The following is a 13,957-nucleotide window of genomic DNA, read 5'->3' as shown; positions in this document are numbered from 1 at the left end:
CCCGGAGGGGCATGCTCCGGGCCGTCAAGGGATCAACGAAACCGCAGGGCCGGCGCGGTGCCTACGGCTCCCAGCCCCGCAGGATCGCGTCGAACTGCTGCCGCCCCTCGTCCCAGTCGGCCTCCGGCACGGACAGATAGATGGCGTACTCGGTGCCGTCGTTCTCGACGTACGTCTGCTCGATCGCGTGCCGCGGGCCCGACGTCGTGTCCTTGTTGCCCGCGGTCCAGGTGAACTCCCACAGGGAGCCGGGCCGGTCACGGTAGGTGTTGGGCTGCAGGTTGATCTGCTGATAGGCGGGCAGCTTCGTGACCTGCCGCTCCAGGTCCAGCTGGTGGTGGTACGAGTCGGGCCAGTCGGGGGACTCGTCGACCCCGATCCGCACGAAGTGGGCGCCGCCGTCCGGCGTGTAGTCGACCTGCTGGCCGTCCGCCTGCCGCTTCCAGTCCTTCGGCAGCATGAGGCTGTAGCCCTCGACGTCGTCGACGCGGACCCAGTCGTCCGGAATGCTCCCGGCCTTGTGCTTGCCGTTGCCCGAACCCGCAGAGGTCTCGGTCCCGTCCTTGCCGGAGTTCGTGTTCGAGGTCCGGTGACTCAGGTAGTGGTTCGCGGCGAACACCCCGCCGCCGCCGACGAGCGCCGCCGCCAGCGCCACGGCGACGACACGCGGCCACGTGCGGCGACCGGCCGCGGGGGCCGGCACGGCGGAGTGATGCACGCCTATCGCAGTCGACTTCTCCGGGGGCGCCGGCGGCGCCGCGGTATGCACCTGCGTGGGCACATAGGCCTGCGCAGCGCTGGACCGCCGCCCCTCGGCGGCCTCGGCGAGCATCGTCTCGGCCTCGTCGGCGGACGGGCGCGCGGCCGGGTCCTTGCGCAGCAGGGCCTGGATGACGGGCGCGAGGGCGTCCGCGTACGTCAGTTCGCCCGGCTCGTCCTCGACGACGGCCTGCATCGTGCTGATCGGCGACGTGCGCCGGAACGGGGACTTCCCCTCGACGGCCGTGAACAGCGTGGCGCCGAGCGCCCACAGATCGGACGCGGGCCCGGGCGCCGCGCCACTGACCCGCTCGGGCGCCAGATAGTCGACCGAGCCGACTATCTCGCCGGTCCGCGTGATCGTCGAGTCGCCCTCGACCTGCGCGATCCCGAAGTCCGTGAGCAGCACCCGTCCGTCGCGGGCGAGCAGGACGTTGCCCGGCTTGACGTCGCGGTGCAGCACCCCGGCCGCGTGCGCGGCGCGCAGCGCCCGCAGTGTCCACAGGCCGATGCGGGCGGCCTCGCGCGGCTGGATGCGGCCCGACTCCTTCACGGCGTCCGCGAGCGAGGGGCCCTCGACGAGCTCCATCACGATCCACGGCCGGTCGTCGTGCTCCAGCACGTCGTGGACGGTGACGACCGCCGGGTGGTTGATGCGCGCGGCGGCCCGCGCCTCCGTCTGTGTCCGCGCGAGCAGCACGGCTCGGTCGGCCTCCTGCACGTACTGGGCCGCCGTCAGTTCCTTGACGGCCACGGCCCGGTGCAGCACTTCGTCGTGCGCCCGCCACACCCGGCCCATGCCGCCGCGCCCGATCGAGTCACCGAGTCGATAGCGGCCCGCGAGGAGCAGGCCCTGCATCTGATTCACGTTCCCCCGCAGGCGCATTGGTCGTGCCAGGGCCGCTCATGGCCTTGACAGAGCCACATTAGGGAGCGGCCCAGGCGCAGGGAACCGCCGGGGGTGCACGGAGACCGCACTGTGACGCTTGTCGCCTGCCGGGACGGGGGGGCGGCAGGTCATCAACCGGGTGCATTCAGTACGCCGGTACGACGTCTGGCGTTGTATCAGACGGCGCTCCGGTACATCAGCCCGTGCTCTGATACGTCGCCGACGCCTGCTCGTACAGGCGCGTCACCTCGTCGCGTTCGGCTTCGGGGCCCCGCAGTTGCACCACGTGGTAGCGGCCGCCCACGATCATCGCGAGGTTGCGTACGTACGTCTCGCGGCCCGCCGAGTTCTGCCACGTGAACTGGCCCTCGGCCATGGCCCGACCGCCCACGTCGATCCGGCGCATCCCGGAGGACGTCGCCCACGTCGAGTCGCGGAAGGGCTGCAACTCGCGTTCCTTCTCCCGCTGGTACGTCATCGGGTCGCTGCCGTACGCGGACGCGCTGTCGCGCCCCGGCACGACCACGAGTTCGAAGTCGCCGTGCGTGTAGAGGACCTGGCCCTGTCCGTTCCTGCCCTGCCGGTTCCAGCCCTTGGCGACGGCGACGCGGAACCCTTCGGGGTCCTTGCGCAGCGTGAAGCCCTGCGCGACCTCGGGCTCGGACGAGTCGGTCTGCGGGTCGGTGGCGGAGGGGGTCGACGAGCTGTCGCCGCCGTTCTTGCCCGCGGATCCGCCCGCCGACGGCGCCGGCGTGGACCTGCCGCCGTCGGGCGCGGGCCGGCCCCCGCCGGTGGCGCCCGCGTGATCCTTGGCACCGTCACCCGGCGTGCCGCCGCTCGGCTCGGCCTTCGGCATGAAGAGCACGGCATACGCGACCGCGGCGGCCAGGCCGAGCAGTACGAGAACGAGCAGGGTGCGGCCGAGCGAACGGGGCTCCCTGGGGCCGCGCTCCGACTGGGGGCGACGCTCCGACCGGAGGTGACGCTCCGGCCTCGTGCGCCGCTCGGCCTGCTGCGGCTGCGCCTTGGCCCGCTTGTGGCGCGCATGCCCGGGCCCGGCTACGGCCTGGGCGGAGGAGCGCCAACGGCGCCTGCGTACGAGCTCGCCCCGGCGCCGTACGACCGGCAGCCGCGTGGCGTCGAACGGGGGTGCGGCCACGACGTTCACGCCCGCCTCAGGCTCCGGCGCGGACCGCACCAGCGACCTGAGCCATCCCCGCAGCTCCTCGAAGTCGAGCCGCTCCGTGGGGTCCTGACGCAGCAGCGACTCGACGACGGGCCGCAGCGGCCCGCACTCCTCGGCGAACGCGGGCGGCTCTGCGCACACCATCTGCACCAGCTCGCCGGTGTTCTCCTCCGGGTACGGGGCATGCCCCTGGACCGCCCGGAAGAGGAGGGCGCCCAGGGCCCACAGGTCGGTGGCCGGTCCGATCGGAGCGGCCAGCTGCCAGTTCTCGTGGACGGGCCCCGCCTGCTCGGGCGCCCAGCGCTCGGTGACGGGCCCGACGACGGTCATCCGCGCCTGCCGCGCGCGGTCGGCGGCGAGGGCGGTGACCGGCCCGCGAACGGCCGCCGACGCCGTCTGCTGCGCGGGGATGAGCCGGTCCCAACGCGTGCTCTGCGGGGCGGAGTCGGGCGCCTCAAGAGCGGCGGGCCCGGCCTGCTCCGTACCGGGCCGCGGGATCGCCCCGTGCCAGGGGCGCTCGGCGGAACCGCGTACGCCGTAGGGGTCGTCGATCCGGCCGGACCGCGCGTCGCCCCCGTGCGTCCCGGCGCCCGACTCGCCCCCGGACTCCCCGCCCCGCCCGCGCTGCGGCGGCCCCGGCGTCCCGTCCGTGTCCACACCCCCGCGCGCGGCGGCCCGCGCACCGGCCCGGTACGCGGCTATCGCCCCCGCGCGCGCGGCCCGAGGGTCGCTCCCGGCCTCAAGGGCGGCGGGCCGGGACGGCGCGGGGGCAGAGGGAGCGGGAGGGGTGTACGGGGACGCGGGAGCCGAAGCCTGCGGGTCCCGCGGCTCCGAGGGCGCCGCGGGCGGCGCCGGCGTCGGGTCGTAGCCGCACAACGCCTCCTCCGCCGCGCCGGCCGCGAGTCCGGTCAGCACGATCCGGCCGTCGTCGCACACGAGAACCGTGCGGGCGGTGATGTTCCGGTGGACCCAGCCGTGGGCGTGCAGCGCGCGCAGGGCGGTGAGGACGTCGGAAGCGACCTCGGCCGCCCGGTACGGGGACAGCGGCGCCTCGGCGAGCAGCGCGGCGAGCGGCCGCGCGGAGACGACCTCACTGACGATCCACAGCGAGCCGCCCTCGGCGAACACGTCGAAGACCTGGTCGAGCCGTGGATGGTCGGGTATCTGGGCGGCGGCCTGCGCGGCCTCGATGGCACGGCGCACCGCGGGATCCGTCGGCCTGCGCGTGGTCCGCGCCGCGTCCCCCCGCTCGCGCCGGCCACGCGACTCACGCGGTACGAACCCGTCCGGGAGCCCCTCGGCGTCGAGCACCTCGGCCTCGACGACCTCGGGTAACGGCACCTGTCTGACCAGGACCTCCTGGCCGCTGTAGGTGTCGAACGCCCGTGTCGATGCGAACTCGTACGCGTCGGCGGGCGACAGCGGCAGGCGGTAGCGGTCGGCGAGCACTCGCCCCGCGTAGTCCTCCACGACGCGTCCCCCTGTCCGCCCGGTGGTCAATTCCGTTCGTTCTGCGCCCTGTTGTGCGCAGTGATGCGCACCGATGCGGCTGCGCACGGTCCGCGAGCACTCACGATACGTGCCCGACCGCCGTCAGGCTCAGGACTTCGGCTTGAACGTCTTGGTGAACGTCTGCCAGGCGGACTTGCGCTGCGCACTGCCCCAGTCAGCGGCCTTGGCCGTGTACATCAGGCCGTAGCCGAGACCGCTGTTGACCACGAAACCGCGGTCCACGGAGCGGTACTTGGTGCCCCCGTCGACGTAAGTGAACTCCCAGTCCGCCGTGTTCCAGCCGCGGAAGTCGACGGCCGCTATGCGGATCCGGTCGTACTGGGCGCGGCGCATGTACTGCTCCTGGTTGCGCCAGTCCTGGACCGGGTTCGACTTGGGCGTCGTCGTCCAGCCGACGAGCAGTTTCTGCCCGTCGGGACCCGTGAAGCGGGCCCCCGCCGCGCTCGTCGAGGTGTACTTCCAGCCCTTCGGGAGCCCGATGGAGAAGCCCTGGTCGTGCTTGTACGTCGAGGCCGCGCCGGTGCCGCCGGGGACCCCGCTGCCGCCGCTGGTGCTGTCGGGCGACGCCCCCTGGCCGGCGTCGGCGTCCTTGTCGTCGCCTTTGCCGGTGTCCGAGCCGGAGCCCTTGCCCTTGTCGGAGCCCTTGCCGCCGTCCTGCGCCGCGTCGTTGCCGCTGCCGGAGCCGCTGCCCTTGTCCTCGTCACCGCTACCGTCGCTGCCGCTGCCTCCGCTCGCTCCCGCGGAGGCGGCCTTGTCGCCGCCCTTGGCGGCACTGCCGTCGTCGCCACCGCTGAACGCGATGCCGATGACCGTGCCGATCACGGCGAGCGCGACGAGCACCGCCACGATCACGAGGGTGCGCCGCGGGACCACGTCCGTGAGCGAGGCCCTGGTCGCGGGCGTGCGCGGCGGCCCGGCGGGCTGCGCCGGGGCACCCGAACCGCCCTGCCCAGCCGCGGGATGCGCGGAGGCCTCCGCCGTGGCGCCGGATGCTTCTCCGCCACCCTTGCCTGCCGCACCGGCCGCCGTCGCGGCGGTCGCCGCAGCAGCGGCCTTCCGCACCGTCCGCAGCGCACCGCGCAGCTTCTCGGAGGCCTCTTCGCCCCTCTTGCCCGCGCCGTCCCCCACGGCGACGCCGGAACCGGATCCGGATCCGGCGTCCGCGGAACCAGAAGTGGCGGCAGCTCCGGCGCCCGCCGCGGCCCCCGAACTTCCCTTGCCGAAGCGCACCTTGGGCGCCTTCGACGGCTTCGGCGACTTGGGCGTCTGCTCGGGAAGGGGTGGCAGCGGCACGACCTTGGTCGCGTCGACCGGCTCGGGCTCCTCGGCCTTGGGCTCGGGAGCGTGCAGGACGTCGGTCAGGAGCGCCCGTGCCCCGGCGTCGTCGAGCCGCTGCTCCGGGTCCTTGGCGAGCAGCCCGTAGATGACCTTCTCCAGCGGCCCGGCGTTCTTGGGAGGGTCGACCGGCTCGGTCATGACGGCGGTCAGGGTCGCGATGGCGGACCCCTTGTCGTACGGGGGAACGCCCTCCACCGACGCGTACAGCAGTCCGCCGAGGGACCAGAGGTCTGCTGCGGGGCCGGGCTTGTGCCCGCGCGCCCGCTCCGGCGAGATGTACGAGGGCGCGCCGACGAGCATGCCGGTGGACGTGATCGAGGGGTCGCCCTCGACCTGGGCGATGCCGAAGTCCGTGAGGACGACGCGCCCGTCCTCGGCGATCAGCACGTTCGACGGCTTCACGTCGCGGTGCAGGATGCCCTCGCGGTGCGCGGCGCGCAGCACGTCGAGGATCGCGAGCCCGACCTCGGCGGCGCGCCGCGGCTCCAGCAGGCCGTCCTCGCGGATCTGCTCCGCGAGGGACTTGCCCTCGACGAGTTCCATCACGATCCACGGCCGGTCGTCCTCGTCGACCACGTCGTAGACCGTCACCGCGCTGTTGTTCCGGATCCGCGCGATCGCCTTCGCCTCACGCAACGTTCGCGTGATCAGACGCCGCTTCTCCTCGTCGTCGATGCTCGACGGGAACCGCAGTTCCTTGACGGCGACCGTCCGGCCGAGTGTCTCGTCCTTCGCCCGCCACACGGTGCCCATGCCGCCGCGGCCGAGGACCTCTCCCAGCCGGTAGCGCCCGGCGAGGAGACGTGCGCTCTTGTCCTGACGAGCTGTGCCCGCCTGCTCCGCCTCCGACATGCGTCCCCTCTGCAACCCGCCCTGACAGAGCCTTCATTGTCCCTCACCCGGGGACCACTCCACGCCCAGGGTCGACCGTCCCGCATGATGGACCGCACACAAGGAGGGAACGTCATGCCCGTACTTCGGACACTGCTGGCGATACCCCTGGCAGCAGCCCTGTTCTGGATGTTTCCGGGCAGTTCCACGACGCTCGCGGCCCCGGCCACGGATGCCACTCTTCCGTTGCTGGTCACGCAGGGCAAGGCCCCCGCCGCGGCGCTGCTCGCCCGCGAGGGCAGGACGACGCGCTTCCTGCGCACCGGCCCCACGATCCGCCGCACCGACCACTTCCGGGCCGGGAGCATCACGAAGTCGTTCATCGCAACGGTCGTGCTGCAACTCGCCGCCGAACACCGCCTGCGCCTCTCGGACACGGTTGACGATCATCTCCCGGGTCTCCTACGTGACCACGCCGTCTCCCTCCGCTCGCTTCTCACCCACACCAGTGGCCTGCCCGACTTCACGGCGCGCACGCACGGCAAGATCCCGGTGTCCGCCAGAACCGCCGTACGCCTGGCCGAGGCCGACCCGCCGGAGCCCCGCGGCCACTGGTCGTACTCGAACACGAACTACGTCCTGCTCGGCCTGGTCATCGGCCAGGTCACGGGCCACTCGTACGCGACCGAGGCCCGCCGCCGCATCATCGAACCGCTCCACCTCACCGGCACGTCGTTCCCCGGCACCCGCACCGGTCTGCCCACCCCGCACGGCCACGCGTACGACACGGCGGGCCGCGACGTAACCACCCTGAACCCACGCCTGGCGGGCGCCGCAGGCGAACTGATCTCCACCTTCACGGACCTGAACCGCTTCTACACGGCCCTCCTCAGGGGCCGGCTCCTCCCGCCACGCCAACTCGGCGCGATGCTCAACACCCGCACCGCACAAGGTCGCTACGGCATGGGCCTCTATCCGACGAAACTCCCCTGCGGACTGACGGTCTGGGGTCACAACGGCCGAATAGAAGGCAGCTACGTCCGCACAGCGGCAACGAGAACGGCGTCGAGAGTGATCACGTTCCGCACCAACACAGCCACGGTGACGAACACCCCCCAACTGGAACGCCGCCTGTTGACGGCAGAGTTCTGCGAACCCGACACCTGAAGACGAGCCGCCCCTCTCAGCCCGTCCGGCGTTTGAGGACGAGCCCGAAGGGCGAAGGGGGGCCTGGGGGCACAGCCCCCAGCGCAACCCCGGCCCACCCCGTCACAGCGGCACAATGTCCGGCGCCCCCAATCGCGCCGCATCGGCCGAGAGGTCATCAGGTTGACGCTGAGACTCCCGCTCGGCCTGCACCCGCTTCTCGTAATGCTCCACCTCACGCTCGATCTGGCCCTTGTCCCAGCCGAGCACCGGGGCCATCAGCTCCGCCACTTCACGCGCACACCGCGTCCCCCGGTCGAACGTCTCGATCGAGATCCGCGTGCGCCGCGTCAGCACATCGTCGAGATGCCGGGCCCCCTCGTGCGAGGCGGCGTACACGACCTCGGCCCGCAGATAGTCGTCGGCGCCGGTGAGGGGCGCGCCGAGCCCGGGGTCGGCAGCCACCAGGTCGAGCAACTCCTCCGCCAACGACCCGTACCGGTTGAGCAGATGCTCCACCCGCACCACGTGGAGCCCGGTCCGCGCGGCGATCCTCGCCCGCGCGTTCCACAGCGCGTGGTAGCCCTCGGCACCGACCAGCGGAATGTCCTCGGTGACGCAGTCGGCAACGCGCTGGTCGAGCCCGTGCACCGCCTCGTCGACGGCGTCCTTGGCCATGACCCGGTACGTCGTGTACTTGCCGCCCGCCACGACGACGAGCCCGGGCACGGGGTGCGCCACCGTGTGCTCGCGCGAGAGCTTGCTCGTGGCGTCGGACTCGCCGGCGAGCAGGGGCCGCAGGCCCGCGTAGACCCCCTGGACGTCGTCGCGCGTGAGGGGCACCGCGAGCACCGAGTTCACATGCTCCAGCAGATAGTCGATGTCGGCGCTGGAGGCCGCGGGGTGCGCCTTGTCGAGGTCCCATTCCGTGTCCGTGGTGCCCACGATCCAGTGACGCCCCCACGGGATCACGAACAGGACGCTCTTCTCGGTACGCAGGATGAGCCCGGTCGTCGAGTTGATCCGGTCCTTGGGCACGACGAGGTGAATGCCCTTGGACGCGCGTACGTGGAACTGGCCCCGCTCGCCGACCATCGCCTGCGTGTCGTCCGTCCACACCCCCGTCGCGTTCACGATCTGGCGGGCGCGGATCTCGTACTCCCCACCGCCCTCCACGTCCTCGACACGGGTGCCGACGACGCGCTCGCCCTCGCGCAGAAACCCCGTCACACGCGCCCTGTTGGCGACCTTCGCCCCGTACATCGCGGCTGTCCGCACCAGCGTCGCCACGTACCGCGCGTCGTCCATCTGCGCGTCGTAGTACTGCAACGCGCCCACGAGCGCGTCCTTCTTGAGCGCGGGCGCGACCCGCAGTGCGTGACGCCGGCTCAGATGGCGGTGCATGGGCAGGCCGCGCCCGTGCCCGCGCGCCATCGACATCGCGTCGTACATGGCGACGCCCGAGCCCGCGTACAGCCGCTCCCAGCCCTTGTGCTGGAGGGGATACAGGAACGGGACCGGCTTCACGAGGTGCGGGGCGAGCCGCTCGAGGAGCAGCCCGCGCTCCTTCAGCGCCTCGCGCACGAGCGCGAAGTCGAGCATCTCGAGATACCGGAGCCCGCCGTGGATCAGCTTGCTCGACCGGCTGGATGTGCCGGAGGCCCAGTCCCGCGCCTCGACCAGGCCGGTGGACAGACCGCGGGTCGCGGCGTCGAGCGCGGTTCCCGCACCGACCACCCCCGCGCCCACGACCAGGATGTCCAGCTCCCGCTCGGCCATTCCCGCGAGCGCCTCGGCACGCTCCGCCGGTCCCAGTGTCGCTGTCCTCACTGCTACCTCCCGCTGTCGGTCAGTCGGCGTCGGTCCAGTCGGTCCCACCCGGTGTCACCTGTCCGGTGCGCCCCGGCCCTCATCCCCCATTCACCGATTCTGACCGCCGTGCCCGACTTCAGCCACCACTCACCCGCAGCCTGTGGACAACACTCCAGGATTCCCGGCCCCGCAATACCGCATAACGGTCATATTTACTCCTAGTGTGACATTGCGCTCGCCCATCTTGTCCACAGGACTTGCGCTCCCCTCCCGCTCCGGCTATTGGGAAGGACGGCCCACTTCCATGCCTGCAGATCTCGCCGTCATCGGACTCGGTCACCTCGGCCTGCCCCTCGCCCAGGCCGCCGTCGCCACCGGCATCGCGACCATCGGCTACGACCCCGCACGCGCCACCGACCTCGCGGCCGGCCGCCTCCCCGGCGACGGCGCCGAGGGAACCCTGACCGCCGCCGACATCCGCCGGATGCTCTCGGGGGGCTTCCGGCCGACCGGCGACCCCGCCGAACTCGGCCGCGTCCGCACCGCCGTCATCTGCGCCCCCGCGCCACTCGGCGCGGACCGCTCCCTCGACCTCGCGCAGCTCACCGACGCCACGCGCGCCCTCGCCGCCCGCCTGCGCCCCCACACCACGGTGATCATCGAGACCCCGGTCGCCCCCGGCACCACCGAAGGCGTCCTGCGCCCCCTCCTGGAGGACGGCTCGGGGCTGCGCGCGGGCCGCGACTTCCACCTCGCCTACTCCCCCGGCCGCCTCGACCCCGGCAGCCGCACGCACGCGTACGCCACGACCCCCAAGGTCATCGGCGGCCTCACCTCCGCCTGCACGGAGTCCGCCGCCGCCTTCTACGGCCGCCTGTCCGACAAGGTCGTACGCGCGCGTGGCCCACGCGAGGCCGAGACCGTCCAGCTCCTGGAGACCAACTACCGCCACGTCAACATCGCCCTGGTCAACGAGATGGCCGTCCTCTGCCACGACCTGGGAGTCGACCTGTGGGACGTCATCCGCTGCGCCGAGACCAAGCCCTTCGGCTTCCAGGCATTCCGCCCCGGCCCCGGCGTCGGCGGCCACGGAGTCCCCCAGGACCTCTCACGCCCGCCCCTCCCGGTCCGCCCCCTGCGCATGGTGGAGCTGGCCCAGCAGGTCAACCACCACATGCCGCAGTACGTGATCCAGCGCGCCGCCACCCTCCTCAACGAACACGGCAAGTCGGCCCGCGGCGCCCGCATCCTGCTCCTCGGCGTCACGTACAAGCCCGACGTCGCCGACCTGGAGGGCACCCCCGCCCACGAGATCGCCACCCGGCTGATGCAGCTGGGCGCGGCGGTCAGCTACCACGACCCGCACATCCCGTCGTGGAACGTCCTCGGCCACCCCGTCCCCCGCGCGGACTTCCTCTACGAGGCAGCCGCCGACGCCGACCTGACGATCCTGCTTCAGCCGCACCGCACGTACGACCTCCAGGGCCTGTCCGTGAAGGCCCAGCTCCTCCTGGACACCAGGGGCGCCACCCCGACAGGCGCGGCCCACCGCCTGTGAAGCCCTTCCCCGCAGCCCCATAGAGGCCCTCCACGTGGAAGGGGCCCGCACCGAAACGGTGCGGGCCCCTTCCACGGAGTACTGCGTCAGCGGCGGTGCTGCGAGTCCGCCACCGTGACCTCGACCCGCTGGAACTCCTTGAGCTCGCTGTAGCCGGTCGTCGCCATGGCGCGCTTGAGGGCGCCGAAGAAGTTCATCGAACCGTCCGGGGTGTGCGAAGGCCCGGTGAGGACCTCCTCCGTCGTACCGACGGTCCCGAGGTCGACCTTCTTGCCGCGCGGCACGTCCTCGTGGACGGCCTCCATGCCCCAGTGGTGGCCCTTGCCGGGCGCGTCCGTGGCGCGCGCGAGCGGGGAGCCCATCATCACGGCGTCGGCGCCGCAGGCGATGGCCTTCGGCAGGTCGCCGGACCAGCCCACGCCACCGTCGGCGATCACGTGCACGTACCGGCCACCGGACTCGTCCATGTAGTCGCGGCGGGCGGCGGCCACATCGGCCACGGCGGTCGCCATCGGCACCTGGATGCCCAGCACGTTGCGCGTGGTGTGCGCGGCGCCGCCACCGAAGCCGACGAGCACACCGGCCGCGCCGGTGCGCATCAGGTGCAGCGCGGCCGTGTACGTGGCGCAGCCGCCCACGATGACCGGCACGTCGAGCTCGTAGATGAACTGCTTCAGGTTCAGCGGCTCGGCGGCACCGGAGACGTGCTCGGCGGACACGGTGGTCCCCCGGATCACGAAGATGTCGACGCCCGCGTCCACGACCGCCTTGGAGAACTGGGCGGTGCGCTGCGGCGACAGCGCGGCGGCGGTGACGACACCGGAGTCGCGCACCTCCTTGATGCGCTGCCCGATCAGCTCCTCCTTGATGGGAGCCTCGTAGATCTCCTGGAGGCGGCGTGTGGCGCTCTCCGTGTCCAGCTCGCCGATCTCGTCGAGGAGCGGCTGCGGGTCCTCGTAGCGGGTCCACAGGCCCTCGAGGTTCAGCACGCCGAGGCCACCGAGCTCCCCGATCCGGATGGCGGTGGCCGGCGACACGACCGAGTCCATGGGAGCGGCCAGGAACGGCAGCTCAAAGCGGTAGGCGTCGATCTGCCAGGCGATCGAGACCTCCTTCGGGTCGCGCGTACGGCGGCTCGGTACGACGGCGATGTCGTCGAAGGCGTACGCCCGGCGGCCGCGCTTGCCGCGCCCGATCTCGATCTCAGTCACGTGTGTGGCCTTTCCCTCTGCGTTTCAGCGCCTTCCAGTATCCCCGACATACGCGCCAGGGGCGGCCCCGGGAACCCCGGGGCCGCCCCTGACCCTGTCTTCGACTGTCGGCGACTACTTGCTGCGGCTGTAGTTCGGCGCTTCGACCGTCATCTGAATGTCGTGCGGGTGGCTCTCCTTGAGGCCCGCGGACGTGATCCGGACGAACCGGCCCTTGGTCTCCATCTCGTCGATGGTGGCGGCACCCACATAGCCCATCGTCTGGCGCAGACCGCCCACGAGCTGGTGCAGCACGTTGGCCAGCGGGCCGCGGTAGGGCACCTGGCCCTCGATGCCCTCGGGCACGAGCTTGTCGTCGGAGGCGACGTCGGCCTGGAAGTAGCGGTCCTTGGAGTACGACCGGCCCTGCCCACGGGACTGCATCGCCCCGAGGGAACCCATGCCGCGGTACGACTTGAACTGCTTGCCGTTGATGAACATCAGCTCACCCGGGGACTCCTCACAGCCCGCGAGAAGGCTGCCCAGCATCACCGTGTCGGCACCGGCGGCGAGCGCCTTGCCGATGTCGCCGGAGTACTGCAGGCCGCCGTCACCGATGACCGGGACACCGGCGGCACGCGCGGCGAGAGCCGCCTCGTAGATCGCGGTGACCTGCGGGACGCCGATACCGGCGACCACGCGCGTGGTGCAGATGGAGCCGGGGCCCACACCCACCTTCACGCCGTCGACACCGGCGTCGATCAGGGCCTGCGCGCCGTCACGCGTCGCGACGTTGCCGCCGATGACGTCGACGCCGACGCTGGACTTGATCTTCGCCATCCAGTTCAGCGCGTTGCTGTTGTGTCCGTGCGACGTGTCGACGATGAGGAAGTCCACGCCCGCCTCGGCCAGCGCCTGCGCGCGCTCCAGGGCCTCGGGGCTCGCACCCACCGCGGCGCCGACGAGGAGGCGGCCCTCGGCGTCCTTCGCGGCGTTCGGGTACTGCTCGGCCTTCACGAAGTCCTTGACCGTGATGAGGCCCTTGAGGACACCCGCGTCGTCGACCAGCGGAAGCTTCTCGATCTTGTGGCGGCGCAGCAGCTCCATGGCGTCGACGCCGGAGATGCCGACCTTGCCGGTCACGAGCGGCATGGGAGTCATGACCTCGCGCACCTGCTGGCTGCGGTCGGACTCGAACGCCATGTCGCGGTTGGTGACGATGCCGAGCAGCTTGCCCGCCGGGTCGGTCACCGGGACGCCGCTGATGCGGAACTTCGCGCAGAGCGCGTCGGCCTCGGCCAGCGTCGCGTCCGGGTGCACGGTGATCGGGTCGGTCACCATGCCGGACTCGGAACGCTTCACGAGGTCGACCTGGTTGACCTGGTCCTCGATCGACAGGTTGCGGTGCAGCACGCCGACGCCACCCTGCCGCGCCATGGCGATGGCCATGCGGGACTCGGTGACCTTGTCCATCGCCGCCGACAGCAGCGGAATGTTCACGCGCACGTTGCGGGAGATGCGGGACGAGGTGTCGACCGCGTTCGGGAGGACCTCGGACGCGCCCGGCAACAGCAGCACGTCGTCGTAGGTCAGCCCGAGTGTCGCGAATTTCTCGGGCACTCCGTCGACGTTTGCAGTCATGACACCTTCCCCAAATGGCCTTGATCGGTGCGGATGTCCATGCTAACGGGATCCGGAGGTGTCTCATTCCACGATCAAGATCACCAGGCAGATTT

General features: G+C 71.8%; 8 protein-coding genes. 2 read left to right on the top strand and 6 right to left on the bottom strand.

The genetic code is table 11. The features are described from left to right. Nucleotides 1-61 precede the first annotated feature (61 nt). The 3 genes from ACZ67T_RS23625 to ACZ67T_RS23615 form a co-directional block, all read right to left on the bottom strand. Complete coding sequence (locus tag ACZ67T_RS23625; RefSeq protein ID WP_469986803.1) at nucleotides 62-1,618, bottom strand: serine/threonine-protein kinase; 1,557 nt, start codon at nucleotides 1,616-1,618, stop codon at nucleotides 62-64. Between the two features lie 226 nt (nucleotides 1,619-1,844). After that, complete coding sequence (locus ACZ67T_RS23620; protein ID WP_469986591.1) at nucleotides 1,845-4,304, bottom strand: protein kinase; 2,460 nt, start codon at nucleotides 4,302-4,304, stop codon at nucleotides 1,845-1,847. A gap of 129 nt (nucleotides 4,305-4,433) precedes the next feature. After that, nucleotides 4,434-6,536 (bottom strand): serine/threonine-protein kinase, encoded by a 2,103-nt coding sequence (locus ACZ67T_RS23615; protein WP_469986589.1) that lies wholly within the window; start codon nucleotides 6,534-6,536, stop codon nucleotides 4,434-4,436. Nucleotides 6,537-6,650: 114 nt separating this feature from the next. On the opposite strand from ACZ67T_RS23615, the gene ACZ67T_RS23610 reads away from it, so the two are divergent. Further along, nucleotides 6,651-7,682 carry a serine hydrolase domain-containing protein gene (locus ACZ67T_RS23610; protein ID WP_469986588.1) on the top strand — a complete coding sequence of 344 codons (1,032 nt, stop codon included), beginning with the start codon at nucleotides 6,651-6,653 and terminating at the stop codon, nucleotides 7,680-7,682. A gap of 102 nt (nucleotides 7,683-7,784) precedes the next feature. Here ACZ67T_RS23610 and ACZ67T_RS23605 read toward each other — a convergent pair whose 3' ends face one another. Beyond that, nucleotides 7,785-9,491: a glycerol-3-phosphate dehydrogenase/oxidase gene (locus ACZ67T_RS23605; protein ID WP_469986586.1), complete on the bottom strand. Its 1,707-nt coding sequence runs from the start codon at nucleotides 9,489-9,491 to the stop codon at nucleotides 7,785-7,787. Between the two features lie 286 nt (nucleotides 9,492-9,777). Between ACZ67T_RS23605 and ACZ67T_RS23600 the strand changes: the two genes are divergently transcribed. Then, on the top strand, nucleotides 9,778-11,031 hold the full coding sequence (locus tag ACZ67T_RS23600; protein WP_469986585.1) for a nucleotide sugar dehydrogenase: 1,254 nt from the start codon (nucleotides 9,778-9,780) through the stop codon (nucleotides 11,029-11,031). A gap of 86 nt (nucleotides 11,032-11,117) precedes the next feature. Here ACZ67T_RS23600 and ACZ67T_RS23595 read toward each other — a convergent pair whose 3' ends face one another. Both ACZ67T_RS23595 and guaB read right to left on the bottom strand, forming a co-directional pair. Then, the gene (locus ACZ67T_RS23595) at nucleotides 11,118-12,242 is read right to left on the bottom strand and encodes a GuaB3 family IMP dehydrogenase-related protein (RefSeq protein ID WP_100594838.1); all 1,125 of its coding nucleotides are present in this window, start codon (nucleotides 12,240-12,242) and stop codon (nucleotides 11,118-11,120) included. A 114-nt stretch (nucleotides 12,243-12,356) separates the two neighbouring features. Then, nucleotides 12,357-13,862: an IMP dehydrogenase gene (gene guaB / locus ACZ67T_RS23590; RefSeq protein WP_469986583.1), complete on the bottom strand. Its 1,506-nt coding sequence runs from the start codon at nucleotides 13,860-13,862 to the stop codon at nucleotides 12,357-12,359. Nucleotides 13,863-13,957: the final 95 nt, after the last annotated feature.

Source organism: Streptomyces sp. NPDC107517 (genome assembly GCF_055582645.1).
Note: the sequence above shows the minus strand (reverse complement) of the source record. Positions and strands in the feature narration are given on the sequence as shown.

Bases quoted from the DNA above. Each gene is read 5' to 3' on its own strand.
- ACZ67T_RS23625 (WP_469986803.1), bottom strand. From the start codon at position 1,618: ATGCAGGGCCTGCTCCTCGCGGGCCGCTATCGACTCGGTGACTCGATC.
- ACZ67T_RS23615 (WP_469986589.1), bottom strand. From the start codon at position 6,536: ATGTCGGAGGCGGAGCAGGCGGGCACAGCTCGTCAGGACAAGAGCGCA.
- ACZ67T_RS23610 (WP_469986588.1), top strand. From the start codon at position 6,651: ATGCCCGTACTTCGGACACTGCTGGCGATACCCCTGGCAGCAGCCCTG.
- ACZ67T_RS23600 (WP_469986585.1), top strand. From the start codon at position 9,778: ATGCCTGCAGATCTCGCCGTCATCGGACTCGGTCACCTCGGCCTGCCC.
- guaB (WP_469986583.1), bottom strand. From the start codon at position 13,862: ATGACTGCAAACGTCGACGGAGTGCCCGAGAAATTCGCGACACTCGGG.